24 protein-coding genes and 1 pseudogene are annotated in these 23,398 nt (G+C 61.1%); 11 read left to right on the forward strand and 14 right to left on the reverse strand.

Annotated features, from left to right (window positions below; genetic code table 11):
* The first annotated feature begins 130 nt into the window (after window positions 1-130).
* The gene (locus tag HBO05_RS21100) at window positions 131-2,455 is read left to right on the forward strand and encodes a response regulator (protein WP_169952863.1); all 2,325 of its coding nucleotides are present in this window, start codon (window positions 131-133) and stop codon (window positions 2,453-2,455) included.
* Here the strand turns inward: HBO05_RS21100 and HBO05_RS21105 are convergent.
* The 3 genes from HBO05_RS21105 to msrB all read right to left on the reverse strand — a co-directional run bounded on the left by HBO05_RS21105 (window position 2,439) and on the right by msrB (window position 3,909).
* Complete coding sequence (locus HBO05_RS21105; RefSeq protein ID WP_169952628.1) at window positions 2,439-2,900, reverse strand: MarR family transcriptional regulator; 462 nt, start codon at window positions 2,898-2,900, stop codon at window positions 2,439-2,441. The genes HBO05_RS21100 and HBO05_RS21105 overlap by 17 nt on opposite strands.
* Entirely contained in the window at window positions 2,897-3,382 is a 486-nt protein-coding gene (locus HBO05_RS21110; RefSeq protein WP_169952630.1) for a glutathione peroxidase, read from the reverse strand. Before HBO05_RS21110 ends, HBO05_RS21105 begins: the two co-directional genes overlap by 4 nt.
* A 134-nt stretch (window positions 3,383-3,516) precedes the next feature.
* On the reverse strand, window positions 3,517-3,909 hold the full coding sequence (msrB, locus tag HBO05_RS21115; protein ID WP_029298046.1) for a peptide-methionine (R)-S-oxide reductase MsrB: 393 nt from the start codon (window positions 3,907-3,909) through the stop codon (window positions 3,517-3,519).
* 203 nt (window positions 3,910-4,112) lie between these two features.
* On the opposite strand from msrB, the gene HBO05_RS21120 reads away from it, so the two are divergent.
* Window positions 4,113-5,324, forward strand: coding sequence for a pyridoxal phosphate-dependent aminotransferase (locus HBO05_RS21120; RefSeq protein ID WP_029298044.1), 1,212 nt, complete (start codon window positions 4,113-4,115; stop codon window positions 5,322-5,324).
* Window positions 5,325-5,637: 313 nt separating this feature from the next.
* A complete protein-coding gene (gene htpX, locus HBO05_RS21125) occupies window positions 5,638-6,525 on the forward strand; it encodes a protease HtpX (RefSeq protein ID WP_172313952.1) in 888 nt (295 codons plus the stop codon).
* A 57-nt stretch (window positions 6,526-6,582) separates the two neighbouring features.
* Here the strand turns inward: htpX and HBO05_RS21130 are convergent, their stop codons facing one another.
* The gene (locus tag HBO05_RS21130) at window positions 6,583-7,239 is read right to left on the reverse strand and encodes a thiopurine S-methyltransferase (RefSeq protein WP_172313954.1); all 657 of its coding nucleotides are present in this window, start codon (window positions 7,237-7,239) and stop codon (window positions 6,583-6,585) included.
* A gap of 103 nt (window positions 7,240-7,342) precedes the next feature.
* On the opposite strand from HBO05_RS21130, the gene HBO05_RS21135 reads away from it, so the two are divergent.
* Window positions 7,343-8,110 carry a class III extradiol ring-cleavage dioxygenase gene (locus HBO05_RS21135; RefSeq protein WP_172313956.1) on the forward strand — a complete coding sequence of 256 codons (768 nt, stop codon included), beginning with the start codon at window positions 7,343-7,345 and terminating at the stop codon, window positions 8,108-8,110.
* Between the two features lie 97 nt (window positions 8,111-8,207).
* On the opposite strand, the gene HBO05_RS21140 is transcribed toward HBO05_RS21135, so the two are convergent.
* Entirely contained in the window at window positions 8,208-9,881 is a 1,674-nt protein-coding gene (locus tag HBO05_RS21140) for a DEAD/DEAH box helicase (RefSeq protein WP_017136163.1), read from the reverse strand.
* Window positions 9,882-10,303: 422 nt separating this feature from the next.
* On the opposite strand from HBO05_RS21140, the gene HBO05_RS21145 reads away from it, so the two are divergent.
* On the forward strand, window positions 10,304-11,095 hold the full coding sequence (locus HBO05_RS21145) for a crotonase/enoyl-CoA hydratase family protein (protein WP_169952637.1): 792 nt from the start codon (window positions 10,304-10,306) through the stop codon (window positions 11,093-11,095).
* A gap of 122 nt (window positions 11,096-11,217) precedes the next feature.
* Here the strand turns inward: HBO05_RS21145 and HBO05_RS21150 are convergent, their stop codons facing one another.
* Window positions 11,218-11,973 (reverse strand): spermidine synthase, encoded by a 756-nt coding sequence (locus tag HBO05_RS21150; RefSeq protein ID WP_169952639.1) that lies wholly within the window; start codon window positions 11,971-11,973, stop codon window positions 11,218-11,220.
* 142 nt (window positions 11,974-12,115) lie between these two features.
* Between HBO05_RS21150 and HBO05_RS21155 the strand changes: the two genes are divergently transcribed.
* The gene (locus tag HBO05_RS21155; RefSeq protein WP_169952641.1) at window positions 12,116-13,462 is read left to right on the forward strand and encodes a 3-deoxy-7-phosphoheptulonate synthase class II; all 1,347 of its coding nucleotides are present in this window, start codon (window positions 12,116-12,118) and stop codon (window positions 13,460-13,462) included.
* Window positions 13,463-13,551: 89 nt separating this feature from the next.
* Here the strand turns inward: HBO05_RS21155 and HBO05_RS21160 are convergent, their stop codons facing one another.
* Together HBO05_RS21160 and HBO05_RS21165 are read right to left on the reverse strand one after the other, a co-directional pair.
* A complete protein-coding gene (locus HBO05_RS21160; RefSeq protein WP_172313958.1) occupies window positions 13,552-14,784 on the reverse strand; it encodes a winged helix-turn-helix domain-containing protein in 1,233 nt (410 codons plus the stop codon).
* A 43-nt stretch (window positions 14,785-14,827) separates the two neighbouring features.
* Complete coding sequence (locus tag HBO05_RS21165) at window positions 14,828-15,034, reverse strand: DUF1127 domain-containing protein (RefSeq protein ID WP_169952645.1); 207 nt, start codon at window positions 15,032-15,034, stop codon at window positions 14,828-14,830.
* Between the two features lie 70 nt (window positions 15,035-15,104).
* Between HBO05_RS21165 and HBO05_RS21170 the strand changes: the two genes are divergently transcribed.
* On the forward strand, window positions 15,105-15,986 hold the full coding sequence (locus HBO05_RS21170; protein ID WP_172313960.1) for a LysR family transcriptional regulator: 882 nt from the start codon (window positions 15,105-15,107) through the stop codon (window positions 15,984-15,986).
* On the opposite strand, the gene HBO05_RS21175 is transcribed toward HBO05_RS21170, so the two are convergent.
* Window positions 15,976-16,725: a sulfite exporter TauE/SafE family protein gene (locus tag HBO05_RS21175; protein WP_169952650.1), complete on the reverse strand. Its 750-nt coding sequence runs from the start codon at window positions 16,723-16,725 to the stop codon at window positions 15,976-15,978. The genes HBO05_RS21170 and HBO05_RS21175 overlap by 11 nt on opposite strands.
* Before the next feature lie 110 nt (window positions 16,726-16,835).
* Between HBO05_RS21175 and HBO05_RS21180 the strand changes: the two genes are divergently transcribed.
* Entirely contained in the window at window positions 16,836-17,786 is a 951-nt protein-coding gene (locus HBO05_RS21180) for a LysR family transcriptional regulator (RefSeq protein ID WP_170042816.1), read from the forward strand.
* A 44-nt stretch (window positions 17,787-17,830) separates the two neighbouring features.
* A pseudogene (locus tag HBO05_RS21185) lies at window positions 17,831-18,010 on the forward strand (organic hydroperoxide resistance protein); the annotation flags it as partial.
* A 61-nt stretch (window positions 18,011-18,071) separates the two neighbouring features.
* Here HBO05_RS21185 and HBO05_RS21190 read toward each other — a convergent pair.
* Both HBO05_RS21190 and earP read right to left on the reverse strand, forming a co-directional pair.
* On the reverse strand, window positions 18,072-18,644 hold the full coding sequence (locus HBO05_RS21190) for an elongation factor P (protein ID WP_169952655.1): 573 nt from the start codon (window positions 18,642-18,644) through the stop codon (window positions 18,072-18,074).
* A gap of 49 nt (window positions 18,645-18,693) precedes the next feature.
* A complete protein-coding gene (gene earP / locus HBO05_RS21195) occupies window positions 18,694-19,827 on the reverse strand; it encodes an elongation factor P maturation arginine rhamnosyltransferase EarP (RefSeq protein ID WP_172313962.1) in 1,134 nt (377 codons plus the stop codon).
* A gap of 132 nt (window positions 19,828-19,959) precedes the next feature.
* On the opposite strand from earP, the gene HBO05_RS21200 reads away from it, so the two are divergent.
* Both HBO05_RS21200 and HBO05_RS21205 read left to right on the forward strand, forming a co-directional pair.
* Window positions 19,960-20,328 carry a hypothetical protein gene (locus tag HBO05_RS21200; protein WP_170057057.1) on the forward strand — a complete coding sequence of 123 codons (369 nt, stop codon included), beginning with the start codon at window positions 19,960-19,962 and terminating at the stop codon, window positions 20,326-20,328.
* Between the two features lie 13 nt (window positions 20,329-20,341).
* Window positions 20,342-20,824 (forward strand): GreA/GreB family elongation factor, encoded by a 483-nt coding sequence (locus tag HBO05_RS21205; protein WP_172313964.1) that lies wholly within the window; start codon window positions 20,342-20,344, stop codon window positions 20,822-20,824.
* A 5-nt stretch (window positions 20,825-20,829) separates the two neighbouring features.
* Here HBO05_RS21205 and cysB read toward each other — a convergent pair whose 3' ends face one another.
* The 3 genes from cysB to HBO05_RS21220 form a co-directional block, all read right to left on the reverse strand.
* A complete protein-coding gene (gene cysB, locus HBO05_RS21210; protein WP_010176165.1) occupies window positions 20,830-21,804 on the reverse strand; it encodes an HTH-type transcriptional regulator CysB in 975 nt (324 codons plus the stop codon).
* 104 nt (window positions 21,805-21,908) lie between these two features.
* Entirely contained in the window at window positions 21,909-22,409 is a 501-nt protein-coding gene (locus HBO05_RS21215) for a universal stress protein (protein WP_169952663.1), read from the reverse strand.
* 70 nt (window positions 22,410-22,479) lie between these two features.
* Window positions 22,480-23,397, reverse strand: a complete 918-nt coding sequence (locus HBO05_RS21220) for a 5'-nucleotidase (RefSeq protein WP_169952665.1) — start codon at window positions 23,395-23,397, stop codon at window positions 22,480-22,482.
* Between the last annotated feature and the right edge of the window lies 1 nt (window position 23,398).

A 23,398-nucleotide genomic window follows, 5' to 3' on the forward strand; every position in this document is an offset into this window, starting at 1 on the left:
TATTGGCAACCCTGACGCAGTTGCCAGACGGCTGCACCTTAAAAAACGATTCATACCGGGCAAGGCTGGCGCTGAGGATGTTCAGCTATGCTTGCCGGGCGAAGGGAAACGTGAAGTGGCTCAGCACCCAATGGATATCAAGTTCGCCCACCGCTTGTCTTATAAACAAGCCAGACTGACTGTGCTGGTTGGTTTCGTGTTGGGAACCTTACTCAGCCTGATCCAAATCGGCATTGATTATGCCAGCGAAGACGCGTCCATCAACCGTGAAATACATGCGCTGCTTGAAATCAGTCACAACCCCGCCTCACGCATTGCCTACAACATCGACGCCGAACTGGCCCAGGAGTTGACCCTGGGCCTGCTGCACTCCCCCGCCATCACGCGGGCACAGTTGGTCGACAACAATGGCCTGGTGCTGGCTGACGTTGATCGGCCCCGCAAGGAGAGTAGCTACCGTCCTATCAGCGACTTTTTGTTCGGCGCCAACCGCCAGTTCGAAGACCGCCTGTACCTCACCCATATGCCCGGCGAATCCCTCGGCGTGTTACGCCTTGACGTCGACACCTACGCATTCGGCAGCCGATTCCTACGTCGAGCAGAGATCACCCTACTCAATGGCTTTGCTCGTAGCCTGATCCTGACCGGCATCCTCCTGGGCCTGTTCTACGTGATGCTGACCCAGCCCCTGGTGCGGATCATCCGTGAGTTGAGCACGCGCAGCCCCGGCAGCGCGCCCCTGGCTCGCCTGGATTGCCCGCCGGGGCACGAACATGATGAGATCGGCGTGCTGGTCAACGTCGCCAACCAACAGTTCGAGAACATGGAGACCGAAATCCAGCAGCGGCGCCACGCCGAGGACCGCCTGACCGAGTACCTTGGCCAGTTGGAAGACATTGTTTCGGCGCGTACCACCGAACTCAAGGCGATCAACCACCGGCTAAGCCAATCCAACGAAGAGCTGGAGGCCTCGAAAATCAACGCCCTGGGCATGGCCCAGGCGCGCGCCGCGTTCCTTGCCAACATGAGCCATGAAATCCGCACCCCGCTCAATGGGCTGCTTGGCATGATCGCGCTGTCTCTGGACAGCGCGCTGAACGCCGAGCAGCGCCAACAATTGTCGATCGCCCATGACTCCGGCAAGGTTTTGGTAGAACTGCTTAACGATATTCTCGACCTGTCCAAGTTTGACGCCGGGCAACTGGAACTCGAAAGCATCCCCTTCGACCTCGGCTCCCTGGTGGAAGACACCGCCAACCTGTTGTCGCAGAACGCTGCGCCCAGCGTGGAGTTGACCTGCCTGATCGATCCGCAGTTTCCTGCCCAGGTCGTGGGTGATCCGACGCGGGTCCGGCAGATTGTCAGTAACCTGCTGTCCAATGCCTTGAAGTTCACCCGGTTCGGTCGCGTCGATGTGCGCCTCAGTGCGCAACCCGATGGCGTGCGCATCGAAGTGTGCGACACCGGCATCGGCATTGCGCAGGAAGCCCAGGCGCGGATCTTCAAACCCTTCACCCAGGCGGGCGCCGGCATTACCCGCCAGTTTGGCGGGACCGGCCTGGGGTTGGCGCTGACCCACAATCTTTGCGAAGCCATGCGCGGTCGGCTGACCATCAGTTCGGAAACCGGCTTCGGCAGCCAGTTCTGTGCCGAACTGCCACTCCCCGCCCACACCCCGGCGACACGACTGGCGCCGTTGAGCGGCGAAGTCGCGGTGATTACCGGGGCCAGCAGCGGGCTGGCAGAACTGCTGCACACCCTGTTGCCGCACTGGGGGCTGACGCCGCACTGCTACACCATCGACGATGACTTGACGGGCCTGGCACCGGACATCCTGATCACCGACTGCCCCGAATGCCTGTTCCGCCTGCGGCCGACCGTCAGCGCTCCGATCCTGCTGGTCACCGCCTACGGCAATTTCATGCCCAGCGAAGAAGTGGCCGCCCTGGCGCCGCTGCAACAGCAGGCGCGCCCGCTGAGTCGCACGGCGCTGTATCAGGTCTTGCACCGTACCCTGCGCGCCGACAGCGAAATCGTCCTCGACCTGGCCCAATTGGAGACCAGCCCGGTTGCCCATCGGGCGCGTATCCTCTTGGTGGAGGACAACCCGGTCAATCAACTGGTGGCCAAGGGCATGCTCGGCAAGCTGGGCTGCGAGGTGGTGGTCGCGGCCCATGGCGGCGAGGCGCTGAAGCAGCTGGAAGAACAACGTTTCGATATGGTGCTGATGGACTGCAACATGCCGGTCATGGATGGCTACGAGGCGAGCCGGCAGATTCGCCGCAGCGGGCGCTGGCCGCAGCTGCCGATCGTCGCGCTGACCGCCAATGCCCTGGCCGAGGAACGCGAACGGTGCCGGGCCGCCGGCATGAACGACTACCTGGCCAAACCCTTTCGCCGCGAAGAACTCAACGCCCTACTCGACCTCTGGGTGCCGACTACGACAAATCTGTGATCTGCCGGAGCAACTGGTCCAGGCCATGGCGCAGGGTGTCCGCCTGGCTCAGGTCCACGCCGCTGTCGCACAACAAGCGAGCCTTCAGCGGCTGGACGCGCTCACGCAGCGCCTGGCCCGCTTCGGCAAGGCTCAAGTGCACTTCACGCTCATCATGGGTACTGCGCCGGCGCGTGATCAACGTCAGTTGCTCCAGGCGTTTGAGCAGCGGCGTCAGCGTCCCGGAATCGAGCAACAGCCGTTCCCCCAGCGCCTTGACCGTCGGCTGCGGCGGGGCAGCGGCATGCCACTCCCACAACACCAACATCACCAGATATTGCGGATACGTCAGGCCCAACTGGTCGAGCATTGGCTTATAGGCTCGTGTCACCGCCCGGGAGGCGGCGTACAGCTTGAAGCACAGCTGGTCATCCAGGGCCAGGGATACGGCAGGCAAGTCAGTCATTTGAGCAGCGCTTCGATCTCTTGGGTCAATTCCTGGGGTTTGGTGGTCGGGGCAAAACGCTGGACCACCTGGCCGTCGCGGCCGATCAAGAACTTGGTGAAGTTCCACTTGATGCCCTTGGAACCCAGCAGGCCCGGCGCGCGCTGTTTGAGTTGCACAAACAGCGGATGGGCCTCGCCCCCGTTGACATCGACCTTCTTGAACAGGGGGAAACTGACGCCGAAATTCAGCTCGCAAAACTCGGAAATAGCCCCCTCGTCACCCGGCTCCTGCTTGCCGAACTGGTTGCACGGGAAGCCCAGCACCACCAGGCCCTGGTCCTTGTACTGCTGCCAGAGCTGCTCCAGGCCTTTGTACTGTGGAGTGAAGCCGCACTTGCTGGCGGTGTTGACCACCAGGATCGCCTTGCCGGCGAAATCCGCCAGGGTCTTTTGCTCGCCCTTGATGGTGGTGCAAGGGATGGACAGCAGGTTATCGCTCATGGGATCGCCTCGGACACAAAGAAGAACATGAAACATAGTGTGCAATTGAATTGCATGCAATTTAATTGACCAGACTAATGACTCGACATCACCCCGCAGGAACCGGCTTGCCGGCTCCTACGAGGGGCATGGTGTCAGCGCGGAACCAGGTCCAGGCACACCGAGTTGATGCAATAGCGCAGGCCTGTAGGCGGCGGGCCATCAGGGAACACATGGCCCAAATGCGCATCGCACTTGGCACAGGTCACTTCCGTACGGATCATCCCGTGGCTCACGTCACGAATCTCAATCATCGCGCTATCAGCAATCGGCTCATAAAAACTGGGCCAGCCACAACCGGCATCGAACTTGGTCTTCGAGTCGAACAGCGGCTCATTGCAGCAAATGCAGTGATACACGCCATCGGTCGTAGTGGCGTTGTACTTGCCAGAAAACGGCCGCTCGGTGCCCTTGAGACGGCACACCTGATACTGCGCCGGGTCGAGCATTTCCCGCCATTCATCCAGGGTTTTATCCAACTTTTCCATCAATGCACCTCGACAACTGAAAAAGCCTGATCTGTGTCTTTTCCATGGATCAGGCGGCACGTATGATTGCGCCTCTTCAAAGCGCCAGTCTGGCACCCGCGTTATCGGCATTCAAACGTATTTATGGGTCAGGCCACACGCAGGATTCCCAGCACGGTAGTCTTCACATCGTCTGGATCGTTCATTTTCGGGATCACATCGCCATGCAGGTCAGCAAATCGAACAAGCTCGCCAACGTCTGCTACGACATTCGCGGCCCAGTGCTCAAGCACGCCAAGCGCCTGGAAGAGGAAGGCCATCGCATCCTCAAGCTGAACATTGGCAACCCGGCGCCCTTTGGTTTCGAAGCACCGGACGAAATCCTCCAGGACGTGATCCGCAACCTGCCCACCGCCCAGGGCTACAGCGACTCCAAGGGGTTGTTCAGCGCGCGCAAGGCAGTCATGCAGTACTACCAGCAAAAGCAGGTAGAAGGGGTTGGTATTGAAGATATCTACCTCGGCAATGGTGTCTCCGAGCTGATCGTGATGGCCATGCAGGCCTTGCTCAACAACGGCGACGAAGTGCTGGTGCCGGCGCCTGACTACCCGCTGTGGACCGCTGCCGTGACCCTGGCCGGTGGCCATCCGGTGCATTACCTGTGTGACGAGCAAGCCAATTGGTGGCCGGACCTGGCCGATATCAAGGCCAAGATCACGCCCAACACCAAGGCGCTGGTGATCATCAACCCGAACAACCCGACGGGCGCGGTGTACTCCAAGGAAGTGCTGCTGGGCATGCTCGAACTGGCGCGCCAGCACAACCTGGTGGTGTTCTCCGACGAGATCTACGACAAGATCCTCTACGACGACGCCGTGCACATCTGCACCGCCTCCCTGGCCCCGGACCTGCTATGCCTGACCTTCAACGGCCTGTCCAAGTCCTACCGGGTCGCGGGCTTCCGTTCCGGCTGGGTCGCCATCTCCGGGCCCAAGCACAATGCCCAGAGCTACATCGAAGGCATCGACATGCTGGCTAATATGCGCCTGTGTGCCAATGTGCCGAGCCAGCACGCGATCCAGACCGCCCTGGGCGGCTACCAGAGCATCAACGACCTGGTGCTGCCCGCCGGCCGCCTGCTGGAGCAGCGCAACCGCACCTGGGAGTTGCTCAACGATATTCCCGGCGTCAGTTGCGTCAAACCCATGGGCGCCTTGTACGCGTTCCCGCGGATCGACCCGAAAGTCTGCCCGATCCACAACGACGAGAAGTTCGTCCTCGACCTGCTGCTCTCGGAAAAGCTGCTGGTGGTCCAGGGCACGGCGTTCAACTGGCCGTGGCCTGATCACTTCCGCGTGGTGACCTTGCCCCGTGTGGATGACCTGGACATGGCCATCGGCCGCATCGGCAACTTCCTGAAGTCCTATCGCCAGTGACCTCGCTTTCGCTGTACGACCCACAAGAGGTCGTACAGCGAGTATCTGGCAACACATCTACGCGCCACACTGGCAGAAACACCCGTTGGCTTCACTCTCTTCCCTTCTACCCTGCACTTTCCAGTAATCACGGGGCCCAACGGCTTATGGAGGGGAATTTCCATGGGCATAAAGCCTCGGAAAATCCCTGCAAGGTTCTACATTCGCGCTGTAGGACACAGTTTGAAATAGTCGCCCGGTTGAATAGCCCACTGCCGCACCTTATATACCCCGCAGTACGCGACATATTAAGCATGAGGAGAATTCTACAACCATGATGCGCATCCTGCTGTTCTTGGCCACTAACCTGGCGGTCGTGCTGATTGCCAGCATCACCCTGAGCCTTTTCGGCTTCAACGGGTTCATGGCGGCCAACGGGGTTGATCTGAACCTCAATCAGCTGCTGGTTTTCTGTGCCGTCTTTGGTTTTGCCGGCTCGATCTTCTCGCTGTTCATCTCCAAGTGGATGGCGAAGATGAGCACCAGCACCCAGATCATCACCCAGCCGCGCACCCGGCATGAGCAATGGCTGCTGCAAACGGTCGAGCTACTGTCCCGCGAAGCCGGGATCAAGATGCCTGAAGTCGGGATCTTCCCGGCCTACGAGGCCAACGCCTTTGCCACTGGCTGGAACAAGAACGATGCTCTTGTTGCCGTCAGCCAGGGTTTGCTCGAGCGTTTCTCGCCCGACGAAGTGAAGGCCGTGCTGGCCCACGAGATCGGCCACGTCGCCAACGGTGACATGGTTACCCTGGCACTGGTGCAGGGCGTGGTGAACACCTTTGTGATGTTCTTTGCGCGGATCATCGGCAACTTTGTCGACAAGGTGATCTTCAAGAACGAAGGCGGCCAGGGTATCGCCTACTACGTGGCGACCATCTTTGCTGAACTAGTACTGGGCTTCCTCGCCAGCTCCATCGTGATGTGGTTCTCGCGCAAACGCGAGTTCCGCGCCGACGAAGCCGGTGCCCAACTGGCCGGTACTGCCGCGATGATCGGTGCCCTGCAACGCCTGCGCTCCGAACAGGGCCTGCCAGTGCACATGCCTGACACCCTGAATGCCTTCGGCATCAACGGTGGCGTCAAGCAAGGCCTGGCGCGGATGTTCATGAGCCACCCGCCACTGGAAGAGCGGATCGACGCACTGCGTCGTCGCGGTTGACAGCCAAAGGGTAGAAAAAGGGGCGACTGAATCGCCCCTTTTTTGTGGGTGCGTGTTTTACCGCTGCGCCAACTGGTAAACCCGCTCCTCAAGGCGCGTGACACCGCCCTGGGCGAACTTCGGGCTCTCGGCCAGGATATCCCGCTGCTCCAGGACGCTCAGGCGCCAGCGTCCTGCCAGCAGCCTCCGGACTTCCTCATCACTGACCGCAAACGGCGGCCCGGCCTTCAGGGCCTGCTCATAATCCAGGCTGATCAACAGGCCACTTTGCACCTGGGGCGCAATCGCCTGCAAATGCGCGGCATAGCGCTCACGCATCAACGGCGGCAAGGCAATCAGCGCCGCACGGTCATACAGGGCGGCGCACCCTGCCACATCTTCACGGCTCAATTCGAAGAAATCGCCGCACCACAGCTCGATAGTGCCAGCCTGATAAACCTTGAAACTGCCCCGCTGGCTGACTTGTGCAGCCAGGCCCTGCTCCTGGAAAAACTCCTCCACGGCCTTTTCCGACAGTTCCACACCCAGGACCTGGCAGCCCTGCTGCGCCAGCCACATCAGGTCCAGGCTTTTGCCGCACAGCGGCACGAGCACCCGGGCCCTGCCAACCAACCCCAGCCCCGGCCAGTGTCGCTGCAAATAGGGATTGACCTCAGGCAGGTGAAAGCCGATCTGATTACGTGCCCAGCGGTCATGCCAAAAGGTGGATTCCATGAATAGCCCAGAAAATTCGATCAAATGGCGCTAAAACTTATATTAGATTTAGATCAATGATCTGATTAAAGATGGTCCCATCTTAACCTTGAGGACCCTGCTCATGCTGCCCAGCCTGTTTATTTCCCACGGCTCGCCCATGCTTGCCCTACAACCTGGCGCCAGCGGGCCGGCTCTTGCACGCCTGGCCGCCGCCCTGCCCCGCCCCAAAGCAATCGTGGTGATGTCCGCACATTGGGAAAGCCGTGAACTGCTGGTCAGCGCCAGCCCTGCCCCAGAGACCTGGCACGACTTCGGTGGTTTCCCTCGCGAGCTGTTTGCGGTGCAGTATCCAGCGCCCGGCGATCCGGCACTGGCGCAACAGATCGTCGAGCTGCTCGCCGCCGATGGCCTGCCCGCCCGCCTAGACCACCAGCGCCCGTTCGACCATGGCACCTGGGTGCCGCTGTCTTTGATGTACCCGACGGCCGATATCCCTGTGGTGCAGGTCTCCCTGCCCAGCCACATGGGCCCGGCGCTGCAAACCCGAATCGGCCAGGCATTGCGCAGCTTGCGCGAACAAGGCGTGTTGTTGATCGGCTCGGGCAGCATCACCCATAACCTCGGTGAGCTGGACTGGCGGGCCGGCCCGGAAAGCATCGAGCCCTGGGCACGAGAGTTCCGCGACTGGGTCGTCGACAAACTCGACACCCAGGATGAAGCCGCCTTGCACGACTACCGCCACCAGGCGCCCCACGCGGTGCGCAGCCATCCCAGCGATGAGCACTTATTGCCGCTGTACTTCGCCCGCGGCGCGGGTGGGCAGTTCAGCGTGGCCCATCAGGGGTTCACCCTGGGCGCGCTGGGGATGGATATCTATCGCTTTGATTAGCCGCGGCTTTTTGTAGGGGCCCGGTAAAACCCAGGCATAAAAAATCCCCGAACCAGTCGGGGATTTTTTATGTTCGATCAATCAACCCAAGGGTCGATCAATCTTCGCGATAGCGACGCAGCTTGAGCTGCTTGCCAGCAACACGGGTGTCCTTCAGCTTGGCCAGCAACTTCTCCAGGCCATCTTCCGGCAGCTCCACCAGGGAGAAGCTGTCACGCACCTGGATGCGACCGATCGCTTCACGTGCCAGGCCACCCTCGTTGAGGATAGCGCCCAGCAGGTTCTTGGCAGCGATGCCATCACGCGCGCCCAGCGCGGTACGGCAGCGAGCACGGCCTTCGGCCAATGGAACCGGAGCACGACGCTCACGATCGCCACGGTCTGGACGATCACCGGTACGCTCTGGACGATCACCGCGCGGAGCGTTGTTCGGCACCAGTGGACGTTCTTTCTCGATCGCGGCCAGAGTCAGTGCCTGACCGTTGGTAGCCTTGCGCAGCAGGGCCGCAGCCAGGGCACGCGGGGTGCAACCGATATCGGCGGTCAGGCGGTCCAGCAGGTCGCCGTGGGTCGATTCAGCGTCAGCCACCAGCGGCGACAGGCTGTTGGTCAGTTTCTTGATGCGCGCATCGAGAACAGCCTGGGCATCCGGCAGACGGACTTCGGCAACTTTCTGACCGGTTACACGCTCGATCACTTGCAGCATGCGGCGCTCACGTGGAGTCACCAGCAGCAGTGCACGACCTTCGCGACCGGCACGGCCAGTACGGCCGATACGGTGAACGTAGGACTCTGGATCGTACGGCATGTCCACGTTGAACACGTGGGTGATACGCGGAACGTCGAGACCACGAGCCGCTACGTCGGTCGCCACAACGATGTCCAGACGGCCATCCTTGAGGGAGTCGATCACGCGCTCACGTTGGTTCTGGGCAATGTCACCGTTCAGCGCAGCGGCTTTGTAGCCTTTGGCTTCCAGGGCACTGGCCAGGTCCAGGGTCGCTTGCTTGGTGCGCACGAACATGATCAGGGCGTCGAAGTCTTCGACTTCCAGCAGGCTCAATACAGCCGAGGTCTTCTGGTCAGCGTGAACCAACAGGTGAGCCTGTTCGATCGCGGTAACGGTTTGGGTCTTGGTCTGGATCTTCACGTGTTGCGGATCGCGCAGATGGCGTTCGGCAATGGCACGGATAGACTGTGGCAGGGTGGCCGAGAACAGTACGGTCTGACGGGTCGGTGGCAGTGCCTTGAAGATGACTTCCAGGTCATCCATGAAGCCCAGCTTCAACATTTCGTCAGCTTCGTCGAGAACCAGGTGGTTCACGGTCGACAGTACTTTTTCGTCACGGCGCAGGTGGTCGCACAGACGGCCCGGGGTGGCGACAACGATCTGTGCGCCATTACGGATTGCTTTCAGTTGTGGGCCCATAGGCGCGCCGCCGTAAACGGCCACAACGGTAACGCCTGGCATTTGCTTGGCGTAGGTTTCGAAAGCGGTTGCTACTTGCAGCGCCAACTCACGGGTTGGCGCCAGGATCAGGGCTTGCGGCTCGCGCTTGGCAGGATCGATGCAGTGCAGGATAGGCAGGGCGAACGCGGCGGTTTTACCGGTACCGGTTTGCGCCTGGCCAATCATGTCTTGGCCGGCCATGATGATCGGGATCGATTGCTGCTGAATAGCCGAAGGTTCTTCGTAGCCGGTCGCAATGACGGCAGCAAGAATGTTCGGGTTAAGATTAAAAGCGGCGAAGCCGCCGGTTTCCTGGGTCATGGGTCTGCCTCTAAGTGCATCCGCAAAGACCCATGCTCCAAAGCTGCGCATGCCGTGTTGAGACTCAAGAGTCGCCCTGGCTGCTTTGTCGGCGGGGATTTGCGAAAACGAATGAATGAAAAAGATTCGTCAAGGGAGAGTCCGCTGTGCGGACGTGCAGCCGAAGCTGACTTCGGGGAATTGCGCTACCTAAACGCGGCCCGGTTAAAGGCCGGCGCGCACTATACCGGAAATCCCTGAAAAAGGGAGCTTTTTTTATCGGAAAAGACCATTCGACTGCTCTGCGTCACAGGCTTTGCGCATCCTCGCAGGAGCGTCTATTTTTCAAAGGCCCGGCCCTGTTGGTCATTGCGCTTAAACGCTTCACCTTTTGCAGCGGGCCCTTCGGTCCGAAACTGCCTTTCGCGCCCGAGGATCCAGCCATGAGTCAAGCCAGCAGCAGCCGCGTCAGCCGTGAACTACAAGGGCATGTCCTGCTGCTGGGGCTCGATCGGGTAGCCAAGCGCAACGCCTTTGATCTCGACCTGCTCAACGAACTGAGCCTGGCCTATGGCGAATTCGACCGCAACGAAGAAGCACGGGTGGCCGTGGTGTTCGGGCATGGCGACCACTTCACCGCCGGGCTGGACCTGATCAACGTCGCGCACACCATGGCCCAAGGCTGGCAACCGCCACTGGGCGGCTGCGATCCGTGGGGTGTGTTCGCCGGGCCCAGGGTCAGCAAACCGGTGATCGTGGCCGCCCAGGGCTACTGCCTGACCATCGGTATCGAATTGATGCTCGCAGCAGACATCAACCTGTGTGCCAGCAATACGCGCTTTGCGCAGATGGAAGTACAACGTGGGATCTTTCCTTTTGGTGGCGCCACCCTGCGCCTGCACCAGATTGCCGGCTGGGGCAACGCCATGCGCTGGCTGCTCACGGGTGACGAGTTCGATGCCCATGAGGCCCTGCGCCTGGGGTTGGTGCAGGAGGTCATGGCCAGCGAAGACCTGCTGCCCCGGGCGCTGGCGCTGGCCAACCGGATTGCCAGCCAGGCGCCGTTGGGCGTGCAGGCGACGTTGACATCGGCACGCCAGGCGCGGGATGAGGGCGAGACCGCTGCGGCGGCCGGGTTGCCGGCGCTGGTGGAGAAACTGCTGGGCAGCGAGGATGCCAAGGAAGGGGTACGGGCGATGCTGGAGAAGCGGCCGGGGGTGTTCAAGGGGTTGTGAACAGACAGTGATGGCCTCATCGCCGGCAAGCCCGCTCCCACAGGGGGAGATCTTGGCCATGCAGAATAGCCACAGAACAAATGTGGGAGCGGGCTTGCCCGCGATGAGGCCAGTGCAGGCACCTAAGTCGCCGGCCGAACCGCCTTGATCAACGCCTGCAACGAATACCCCAGGCGCGGCGCCAGCGCCTCGGCCCGCGCAGAAACCGCCGCCAGGTCCAGCGTCTGGTCCAGGTCCGCCGGCACGATCAGGATCACATTGCCCTCCTTCACCGGCAACTCCCAGTAATGTCGATGATAAAGCCCACGCAACAACGCAGCGCCCAGGGGCTTGCCATCATCGGTGGCCCACTGGTTGATCACCAGCCAGCCACCCGGATTGAGCTTCTTCTGGCAGTTTTCCAGGAAAGTCCAGGCCAGGTGACCAACCCCCGGCCCGACATCGGTATACAAGTCGACGAAAATCAGGTCCGCCGGCTCCGCTGTCTCCAGCAATTCCAGGGCATCGCCAACACGGATGTACAGCCGTGGATCATCATCCAGCCCCAGGTATTCAATGGCCAGGCGCGGCACATCCGGGCGCAGCTCAATGGCCTCGACGTCTTCCAGCGGCAGGAACTTGAGGCAGGCCTGGGTCAGCGTCCCAGCCCCCAGGCCAAGAAACAGCGCACTTTCTGGCTGCTCATGGCACAAGGCGCCAATCAACATGGCGCGGGTGTAGTCGTACTCCAGCCAGCTGGGGTCGGCAGTGAACACACAGCTCTGTTCGATGGCATCGCCAAACTCGAGAAAGCGGTAGTCAGCCACTTCCAGCACACGGATCAAGCCGAAGTCATCATGGACCTCAGCCAACAGGCGCTCGACGCGCTCCTCAGTCATTTCATCTCCTAATGGGCCCGGGCACGGGTTCAAGCCGCCTGGTAGCAAGCGGGAAAGGCGCGATTGTCGGCCAAGCGGCGCCAGCAGGTCACGCACTAATTGCTGATAACATGCACGCTCCCGACATTCATTCGAGTTCACGATGAGCCAACCCTGGAGCCCCGACAGCTGGCGCGCCCTGCCGATCCAGCAACAACCCCGCTACCCCGACGCCGCGCACTTGCTGCAGGTCGAGCAGAGCCTGGCCAGCTACCCGCCGCTGGTGTTCGCCGGCGAAGCCCGGGAGCTGCGCCGCCAGTTTGCCGAGGTGACCCAGGGTCGCGCGTTCCTGCTGCAAGGTGGCGACTGTGCCGAGAGCTTTGCCGAGTTCTCTGCCGCGAAAATCCGCGACACCTTCAAAGTGTTGCTGCAGATGGCCATTGTCATGACCTTCGCCGCAGGCTGTCCGGTGGTCAAAGTCGGGCGCATGGCCGGCCAGTTCGCCAAGCCGCGCTCGGCCAACGATGAAACCATCGATGGCATCACCCTGCCTGCCTACCGTGGCGACATCGTCAACGGTATTGGTTTCGACGAGAAAAGCCGCGTCCCGGACCCCGACCGCCTGTTGCAGTCCTATCACCAGTCCACCGCCACCCTGAACCTGCTGCGCGCCTTCGCCCAGGGCGGTTTTGCCGACCTGCACCAGGTGCACAAGTGGAACCTGGACTTTATCGCCAACTCCGCCCTGGCCGACAAGTACAGCCAACTGGCAGACCGTATCGACGAGACCCTGGCCTTCATGCGCGCCTGCGGCATGGACAGCTCGCCACAATTGCGCGAGACCAGCTTCTTCACCGCCCACGAAGCACTGCTGCTCAATTACGAGCAAGCCTTCGTCCGTCGTGACAGCCTGACCAACGATTACTACGACTGTTCGGCCCATATGCTGTGGATCGGCGACCGCACGCGCCAGCTCGATGGCGCGCACGTCGAGTTCCTGCGCGGGGTGAACAACCCGATCGGGGTCAAGGTCGGCCCGAGCATGAACCCCGACGACCTGATTCGCCTGATCGACATCCTCAACCCGGATAACGACCCCGGCCGCCTGAACCTGATCGCGCGCATGGGCGCCAACAAGGTCGGCGATCACCTGCCCGACCTGATCCGCGCCGTGCAGCGCGAAGGCAAGCAGGTGTTGTGGAGCAGCGACCCGATGCATGGCAACACCATCAAGGCCAGCAGCGGCTACAAGACCCGGGACTTCGCGCAGATCCTTAGCGAAGTGAAGGAATTCTTCCAGGTCCATGAAGCCGAAGGCACTTATGCCGGTGGGATTCATATCGAAATGACCGGGCAGAATGTCACCGAGTGCATCGGTGGCGCGCGGCCGATTACCGAGGATGGCTTGTCGGACCGCTACCACACCCATTGTGACCCGCGGATGAATGCCGATCAGTCGCTGGAGCTGGCGTTCTTGATTGCCGAGACGCTCAAGCAGGTCAAACGCTAGGGCAGGCGCGGCCTGATCCACCGCTATCGCGGGCAAACCCGACTCCCACCGCGGTCAATGTGGGCGCCGGGCGTGCCCGCGATAGCGCCCTATCTGCCAGCCTCCATTGCCAGCATCGCCACCCGCAACCGGGTCGCGCTATGCCGCTGACAATTGATCTGCACCTGCTCCAACCCCAGCCAATCCGCCATCTGCCGCAAGCTCAATGCCAACGCCAACATCCCCGCCTCGTCCAACCCCGGCTCTTGCTCGTGCAAGGCATGTACCGCCAGCCGGCCATTGGCCCGCTCGGCGCGCAAGTCCACCCGTGCGGCGATCCGTTCGTTATGCAGGAACGGCAGCACGTAATAGCCGTACACCCGCTTGTCCTGCGGGGTGTAGATTTCCAGGCGATAGCGAAAGTCGAACAGGCGCTCGGTACGGCTACGCTCCCAGATCAATGAATCAAAGGGCGACAGCAAGGCACTAGCCGCGACCTTGCGCGGGACGGTTGGCTCGGGCAGGCAATACGCTGGCTGTTTCCAGCCCTGGACCTGGCACACCTGCAATTGCCCGTCCTCGACCAATTCGGCGAGGCGCCCACGACTGTCTGCTGGGTCCAGGCGAAAGTAATCGCGCAGGTCCTTTTCCGTAGCGATACCCAGCGCCGTCGCGGCATGCCGCAGCAGGCCACGCTGGGCGCTGTGTTCGCTCAAGGGCACCTGTTGCAGAATCGCCGCCGGGATGACCCGCTCCGGCAGGTCGTACAGGCGCTCGAAACCACGGCGCCCGGCCACCGTCACCAGGCCTGCGGCAAACAGCCATTCCAGCGCGTGCTTTTCATCACTCCAATCCCACCATGGCCCGGCGCGCTCTTCCCGGGTCGACAGGCTGCCCGCGCCCAACGCGCCCTGCTGCTCGACGATGGCCAGCACGCGGCGGATAGTGGCCTGTTGCTCGCGACCAAAACGCGCCATCTGCTGATAGATCCCCTGCCCCTCGGATGCGCGCTGCATGCGCCAGCGCATCAGTGGATAAAGGGCCATGGGCAGCAGCGAGGCTTCATGCCCCCAATACTCAAACAACGTGCGCTGGCGCCCCTGGCTCCAGGCCGCCTGCTCGAGCAACAACGGCGAGTAACTGCCCAGGCGGGAAAACAGCGGCAGGTAGTGGGAGCGCACCACGGCATTGACCGAATCAATCTGCAACACGCCCAGGCGCTCGATCACACGGTTAACCTGGGCGGCCTTGATCTGCGCGGGCGGCTGGCGCCCGGAAAAGCCTTGGGCCGCCAGTGCCAGGCGGCGCGCCTGCTTGAGGGAAAAACTCAGTTCTGCGGGCATGTGCATCTCCTGATTGCGCCCGCGAACTGTAGCGCGATGCCGGTCATTTACCCAACGGGTCGTTCCAGAAATGGCGGTGGCGTTCCTGCTCGACATCGGCCCGGGTCAAGCCAATATCCTTGAGTGAGTCATCGCTCATTTGCGCCAGCACCTGACGCTCGCGCTGCATGGCGTACCAACGAAATACCCTTTGAAACAGCCCGGCGAATGGACGTCTCACCAGCAACACATAACCTTTTTGGCCTTTCATCATCTCGCCCTCCAGTGGGGATGACTAAAGTCTGTGCCCAGGACTATGATCAATCCAACGAATGTTTCTTATGCGATACATCTCTGAGATTGATCAATTGAACCACTACCCGAGCATCGATACCGACGTGCTGCGCACCTTCGTCGCCATCGCCGACCAAGGTGGCTTCACCCGCGCCGGCGAGAAAGTCAATCGCACCCAGTCGGCGGTGAGTATGCAAATGAAGCGCCTGGAGGAGGACGTGCTGCAACGCAAGCTGTTCGAGCGCGACGGCCGGCAGGTCCGGCTCACGCCCGAGGGCCAGGTGTTGCTGGGGTATGCGCGGCGCATCCTGAAGCTGCACAGCGAGGTGTTCAATACCTTGCGCGAGCCGCATATGGTCGGGCTGGTGCGCATCGGCACGCCGGACGACTACGTGATGCGCTACCTGCCCGGTATCCTCAAGCGCTTTTCCAAGGCCTACCCGCTGATCCAGATCGAGATGCACTGCGAAGGCACGCCAGTGCTGATGCAGCGACGTGACCTGGCGTTGACGGTGGTCAGCCGCGAACCGGGAAATGAAATCGGCGAACTGCTGCGCAACGAGCGCATGGTCTGGGTAGCGTCACCGTGCTTCTGCGTGGATGAACACGAGACCCTACCCCTGGCGATCGCCGGCCTGGACAGCTTTTGCACGCAATGGGCCCGCGCCTCGCTGGACGCCGTGGGGCGCGAGTACCGCCTGGCCTATCACAGCTCCAACGGCGCGGCGATCCAGGCAGTGGTCGGTGCCGGGCTGGCGGTGACGGTCATGATGGAAAGCCTGGTCACCGAAGACCTGCGCATACTTGGCAGCGACGAAGGTTTCGGCCCGCTGCATACGGTCAACCTGCGCCTGCTGCGCAACCCGAACATGAGCTCGCCCATCACCGAATGCCTGGCCGAGTACATCCTCGACGGCTTCAGACTTTAAAGGTCAACATCACCGCGCACACCACCAGGAAGCCGCAGAACAGACCGCGCAGCAGGCGCTCTGGCAATGCGTGGGCGATTTTCACCCCCCAACTGATACTCAGCAGCCCGCCGACCGCCAGGGGCACGCCGATCAGCCAGTCCACTTCCTGGTGCCATGCGTAGGTCACCAGGGTCACGCCGGTACTGGGCAAGGCCAGTGCCAGGGACAGGCCCTGGGCAACCACCTGGGTGGTGCCGAACACACTGGTCAAGACCGGCGTTGCAACCACCGCGCCGCCGACACCGAACAGGCCTCCCATGGATCCCGACGCCGCGCCCAACACACCCAGCCATGGCCAGGAATAGCGCATCTGCGCAGAAGGTGGCGCATTGCTGGTGACCATGCGCAACAGGTTGTATGCCGACAGGGCCAGCAAAAATGCGATAAAGCCAATGCGCATCACGCCCGCATCGATGCCCACCGCCCAGATCGACCCCAGCCAGGCAAAGCAAAAACCCGTGATTCCAAGAGGCAAGGCATGGCGCAGCTCAATGCGATTGCGCTGGTGATAACGCCACAACGCCAGCATCACATTGGGTACGACCATCACCAGCGCCGTGCCTTGGGCAATCTGCTGATCCAGGCCAAACAGCACGCCCAGCACCGGAATCGCGATCAGCCCGCCACCAATGCCAAATAGCCCGCCCACGGTACCCAGGGCTATGCCCAGCACCACATACATCGCCATATCCACCACAACCACACCCCTGCACTGTCTCAAGCCCTGCATGCTACGCAGTCCACTCTGGCATGGATACGCATAGCAACGCACAATGGCTATGCCAAATCCGCACAAGCGAGCGCCCTATGAGCCCCACTACCCTGACCGATCAACTGGGCCTGTTTCTCGATGTGCTGGAGGCCGGCAGTTTTTCCGCAGCGGCGCGACGCCATCCGCTGACCCCCTCCGCCGTGGCCCGGCGCATCGACAGCCTGGAAAGCGCCTTGGGCAGCCAACTGTTCCTGCGCAGCACCCATGCGGTATTGCCCACCCCTGCCGGGCTCGCGTTTGCCGAGCGCGCGCGGCGGATTGTGCGAGAGCTGCAATTGGCTCGGGCCGAGGCCGTGTCGCTGAGCCACGCGCCCGAAGGCCTGATTCGCGTGGACGCACCCGCCGCGTTTGGCCGGCGACACCTGGCGCCGGCAATTGCGGACTTCCTGACGGTCTACCCGGGCCTGGACGTACACCTGCATCTGATCGACAGCTTTGTCGACATGCAGGGCGAGCACCTGGGCAAGGTGGACCTGGTGCTGCGCGCGGGGCATATCGTCGACACACGGTTGATCGCCACACCCTTGGCCAGCATTGTGCGAATCGCCTGTGCCAGCCCGACCTACCTGAAAAACCGTGGTACACCGACCCATCCCAGCCAGCTCAACGAACACGACGGCCTGGATTGGGAAGGCCTGGCGCCGATGTTCGCCTGGCGCTTTGAACTTGATGGGCGCAAGAACATTTACCGTCCGCAGCGTATCCGCATGAGTGCCAACAATGCCGAAGCCTTGCTGTCCGGTGCCCTGGCCGGGCTGGGCATCGCTCACCTGCCTACCTGGCTGGCCAGCGAATACCTGGTTCGCGGAGAACTGGTGCCGTTATTCTGCGAAAATGGCCTACCGACCGCAGAAAGTGCCGGCATCTACGCCCTGCGCCTGGAGCAGCAGGCCAACGCCCGCAGCCGCCTGCTGCTGGAGTACCTCAAGAGCCGTTTCAGCCCCGTCCCACCGTGGGATCTGGCGTTGCAAAGTGGCTGGGGCTGACTGCTGCTATAGCCACCGCCATCAACCCGGAGCAACTGTTCGCCGCTCATGCAGGCATCGGCCAGATTCCCGGTGGTTTTGGCCTGGATATCGACCTTTACGTATCCCTCCACGGACGGGAGTAAAACGAAGCGCAAAGCCTGGTGGACGCCGCGCATCAGGTCTGCCCGTACTCCAACGCGACCCGTGGCAATGTCGATGTGCGTTTGCATATCACCTTGTGACTGGCCAGCAGGCATAAAAAAACCCGACTCTTGGCCGGGTTTTTTATCAGTAACGCCAGAATTACTTCTTGGCGCGACCTTTGTACGAACCACCTTCACGGGTGTCGATCTCGATCATGTCGTCGATTTCGATGAAATCAGCAACTTGCAGTTCGGTACCGTTAGCCAGCTTGGCAGGCTTCATCACTTTGCCCGAAGTGTCACCGCGAGCGGAACCTTCGGTGTAGGCAACCTTACGCACGATGGTGGTCGGCAGCTCTACGGAAACCAGACGATCTTCGAAGAAAATAGCTTCGCAGACGTCGGTCATGCCTTCTTCGATAAACGGCAGAACGCCTTCGATATCTTCAGCGTTCAGTTCGTACATGGTGTAGTCGGTGGTGTCCATGAACGTGTAGGTGTCGCCGCTGATGAAGGACAGGGACGCTTCCTTGCGGTCGAGGATCACGTCTTCCAGCTTGTCATCGGCACTGTAAACGGTTTCGGTCTTGTAACCGGTCAGCAGGTTCTTCAGCTTGGTCTTCATGATCGCGCTGTTACGGCCCGATTTGGTGAACTCAGCTTTTTGAACCAACCATGGATCGTTGTCGATCTTAATTACGGTACCGGGTTTCAGTTCTTTACCAGTTTTCATTGCATATATCCGAAATTTGGATGGGATTGACAAAAATCAAGGTGGCGTATCATATCCAATTTTCATAAAACTGTACCAGCGCCGTCGCAAGATCAGCCTGCGAGGCCTGTTCCAGACACCATTTCTCGGCATGCACGGTCAGTTCCGGCCAATGTTCAAGCACGGTTTCCCAGCTTGAGGCCATGTCGCTATCCGTGTTCCAGGCCTGCCATAGGGCAATCAGCGCAGTTTTCGCAGGCGCAGACAGGTCCTGGGTGTACAGCGCGAGGAACGCATCGAGCTTGTCCAGGTGAATGTCTTCATCCTGGCGGTAGATATGCCATAGCAACGGGCGCCCAGCCCATTGCGCGCGCACAAAGGAGTCTTCACCGCGCACGGCATTGAAGTCGCAGCACCACAGCAAGCGGTCGTACTGCTCCTGGCGCACGAACGGCAGCACCTGCACCGTCAGCATACCGCGCACATGAATATCCCCTACCGCCAATGCCTCCACTCCCAGCCAGCGCTGCACATCGCCGAGGATGCGCCCTTCCGGCACGAGCAGATGGGTGGCTTGCCCGTCCGCTGCCAATACCTGCAGCCAACTGGCCAGGCCGGCATTTTCGTAGGCAAACAGCGAGATCAACCGCGCGCCCACCGCCGGAAAAACACCCAAGCACTGTAGGAACTGTTGCTGGGCCTGGGGATCACCCTGAAACGCCTGACGCCGCTCGATCAACCCGGCCTCACGCAGCAAGCCGCCTGTGCCCGGACGGAAGCCTGGAAAGAAGAAGTACTTTTGCACGCCCTTGAACTTGACCGATGGCAGACCGTGACAGCCTACCACCCACTCCTCGGCACTCAGGTAATCCAGGTTCATCCACAACGGCATGCGCTCGCGGGCTGCCATGGCCTCCATATAGTCCGGTGGCAATTGGCAGGCGAAGGCGGCGATCACCACGTCCGCCGTCGGCGTGGCCGGCCAGTCTGCGGGCCAGTGGCGCACATCCACACCCTCGCGCCACTGCTGCGCCAACTGCACATCCACCTCGGGGCACATGCGCTCGAATGCCCGCAGATCATCGACCCACAGTCGCACCGCACAGCCCTGTTCTGCCACCAGTTGCCGGGCCAGGCGCCAGGTCACGCCAATGTCGCCGTAGTTGTCGACGACGCTGCAAAAAATATCCCAGCGGGCTTTCATTCCGGGCTCCATCAGTCAAAGGCTCGATTGTCCGCATAAATGCCGCCAGGCAGAAGGGTTGATCGCGATTATTCTGCACACAGGCTGTGCGACAATCCAAAGCTTGCCGCAACCGCCCGCCAGGAGGCCGTCATGTCCGATCGTCCGTTGTCGATGTTCAAACTCAGTATTGCCGTGGCCCTGGGCCTGTGGCTGGGCTTTGTCGCCATCGCGCTGACAGGCTGGCTGGCCTCGCGCTACCTGCTTGAACAACCCGTGGCCGCCGTCACCCAGGCCGTTCAACAACTGGGCAAGCCGCCAGCCGCAACCCCAGAGCCGCCAAACCGGATGTTCGAGCAATACCAGCAAAACCTGCACAAGCAGGAACAACAACAGGCGCTGGATCAGGCCCGGGACAACCCGCGCAACCTGGCCAACCCCAAATGCCAGTTCTGGCTCCAGCAGGACCAGAACGCCCCCAACGACAAGAGCCGGGCCAACGTCCTGCAATTTTGTGATTGAGCTGTAAGCCCCCATGAATAAACACGCCGTCCTCCAGTTGATCCTGGAAAAACTCGCCGCCGACCTGGATGTGGCGCAACGCGCCGCGCAAACCGCCTACGAAACCGCAACCCACGAAGAAAACATCGCCGAGAACAAGTACGACACCCTGGGCCTGGAAGCCTCTTACCTCGCCGCCGGGCAAGCCAAGCGCGTCGAGGAAATCAAGCAGTCACTGGTGGTGTGCCAGAACCTCAACCTGCGGCCCTACGAGGAACAACGGGGGATCGAGGTGGGCGCCCTGCTCGGCCTGGAAGATGACAACGGCCGTCAGCAATGGCTGTTCCTCGCGCCGGACGCGGCAGGCCTGAAAGTCTATGTAGTGGGGCAGTTGGTGACCGTCATCACCCCTCGCTCGCCGCTGGGCAAAAGCCTGCTGGGCAAGTTCGAGGGCGATGAGGTGGAGATTCTGGTGGCAGGCACCCGGCAACAATTCGTGGTGACCGAGGCCCGCTAGGCCGATCAGTGAACCGGCAGTTCAACGCCGTCGAACAGTTCTTCGAGTTCCTGCTTGTTATGGCACTGGATCGCCTTGGCCATGACTTCACGGGTCAGGTGCGGGGCGAACTTCTCGATGAAATCGCACATGAAGCCGCGCAGGAACGTGCCCCGACGGAAGCCGATCTTGGTCACGCTGGACTCGAACAGTTCGCTGGCATCCAGCACCACCAGGTCGCTGTCGAGCTTGGTGTCGACGGCCATCTTGGCCACGATGCCGACGCCCAGGCCCAGGCGCACGTAGGTCTTGATCACGTCGGCATCAGCCGCAGTGAACACTACTTTTGGCGTGAGGCCGCGATGGCTGAAGGCTTCGTCGAGTTTGGAGCGGCCGGTGAAGCCGAACACATAGGTCACAATCGGGTATTCCGCCAGCGCTTCTAGGGTCAGCTTCGGCAGTTTGGCCAGTGGGTGGCCCTGGGGCACCACGACGCAGCGGTTCCAGCGATAGCACGGCATCATCACCAGGTCACCGAACAGCTCCAGGGCTTCGGTGGCGATGGCGAAGTCGACGGTGCCATCAGCCGCCATCTCGGCGATCTGCATCGGCGACCCCTGGTGCATGTGCAGGGCCACGTCCGGGTACTGCTTGATGAACGAACTGATCACCGGCGGCAGCGCGTAACGGGCCTGGGTGTGGGTGGTGGCAATCGACAGGGTGCCTTTTTTCTCGTTGGAAAATTCCTGGGCGATCTGCTTGATGCTTTCGACCTTGCGCAGGATTTCGCCGGCAGTAGTGATGATGCGCTCACCGGCAGGCGTGACGCGGGTCAGGTGCTTGCCGCTGCGAGCGAACACTTCGACGCCCAATTCATCTTCGAGCAGGCGGATCTGTTTACTGATACCCGGTTGCGAGGTGTAGAGGCTTTGAGCCGTGGCGGAAACGTTGAGGTCGTGGTGCGCCACTTCCCAGATGTAGCGCAGTTGTTGAAGCTTCATATGTGTCCCTCAAAGCAGATAGACGCCACGGATATCAGCGACGGTATATAACTATATTAAAGGTTGGATTGATAAATCTAGAACTTTTTATCGTTTACGCCCCATCACACATCTTCACTGCGTCGACGCTGCAACAAAGGCACCAGATACACCGGCACCTGGGACAACTGCAACACCCGCGCCGCCGTCCGCCCCAACGGGGTCGAGATTCCTGCGCCCTGGCTATGACTTCCTACGATCAACAAATCCACCGAGAGTTTCTGCGCCTGGTCGAGAATCACTTGGGCGGGGTCCCCCTGGATCACCCGCACCGAACGAATCGCCTGCAAGTCCTGCTCGCCGTCCTGCAACTCTTCACGAAAACTGTCCAGCACCCGCTGTTCGATGTTCGCCATTACCGTGTTCAGCCCCTGGCTCTGCCATTCGCTCAAGGCCTGCTCATCAAGATAGGTTTGCAGCACCGATTCTGCGAACAGTCCGATCGGCTCCACCACATGAATCACATACAGGTCCGCCTTGAACGTACGCGCCATCGCCAGCGCATGTTGCATCACGTAAGGCGCATACACACCCAGGTCTGAGGCATACAACATCGACCGAATCATAGAACCTCCTGGACTGCCAGGATGGCGGGGATTGTTTCAGCTTAGCAGCGCCTCCGCGACTGCGATGAACTTAGCTCTGGACCTGGACTTTGGGCTCATTGCTCACGCCATGGGGCACATGTCCGGTGGCCACGACCTCCCTGGCTTTTTCGCAATGGCCGGCCTGGTCGTCAAAAAAAACATCGGCAGCGAACGCTTCAAGGAACGCTGATTTTTCCAGGCCGCCGAGAAACAGCGACTCGTCCAGGCGGATATCCCACTCACGCAAGGTGCGGATCACCCGCTCGTGGGACGGCGCCGAACGTGCCGTCACCAGCGCCGTGCGGATTGGGCATGACTCATCGGGGAACTCGCGCTGCAACAGATTGAGGGCCGCCAGGAATCCCTTGAATGGCCCACCCCGTAGCGGTTCGCGGGCTGCTTGCCGCTCGCTGGCCTGGAAGGCTTCCAGGCCGCCACTTTGGTAGACGCGCTCGGACTCGTCGGAAAACAGCACCGCGTCACCATCAAAGGCAATCCGCAGCTCGGCACTGGACGCGCGACGGGCGCCGCCGGACAAAATGGTTGCTGCCGCAAAACCGGCATCCAGCGCGCTGCGCACATCCTCGGCGTGAGTCGAGAGAAACAGGTGGCTGCCAAACGCCGCCAGATAAGGGTGGGGGTTACGCCCACCGACAAAGGCTGCGCGGGAAATATCCAGGCCGTAGTGCTGGATCGAATTGAACACGCGCAGGCCGGTATCGGCACTGTTGCGCGACACCAGCACCACTTCGACCCGCGCACGGCCGAGGCTGGCATTGAGGGTCAGGAGTTTCTTGACCAGGGGGAAGGCATCCCCCGGCTCAAGGATTTCTTCCTCGTGGTCGATCTGGTATTTGCGGTAGGCCTCGACGCCCTGGGCCAGGTAAACCTTATGGCTTTCGCCCAGGTCGAACAGGGCCCGCGAGGAAATCGCCAGTACCAGTTTGTCGCTCATGCCTTTGGCCATG

The organism is Pseudomonas sp. WS 5079, assembly GCF_012985465.1.
In the GTDB taxonomy this organism is placed as follows: domain Bacteria; phylum Pseudomonadota; class Gammaproteobacteria; order Pseudomonadales; family Pseudomonadaceae; genus Aquipseudomonas.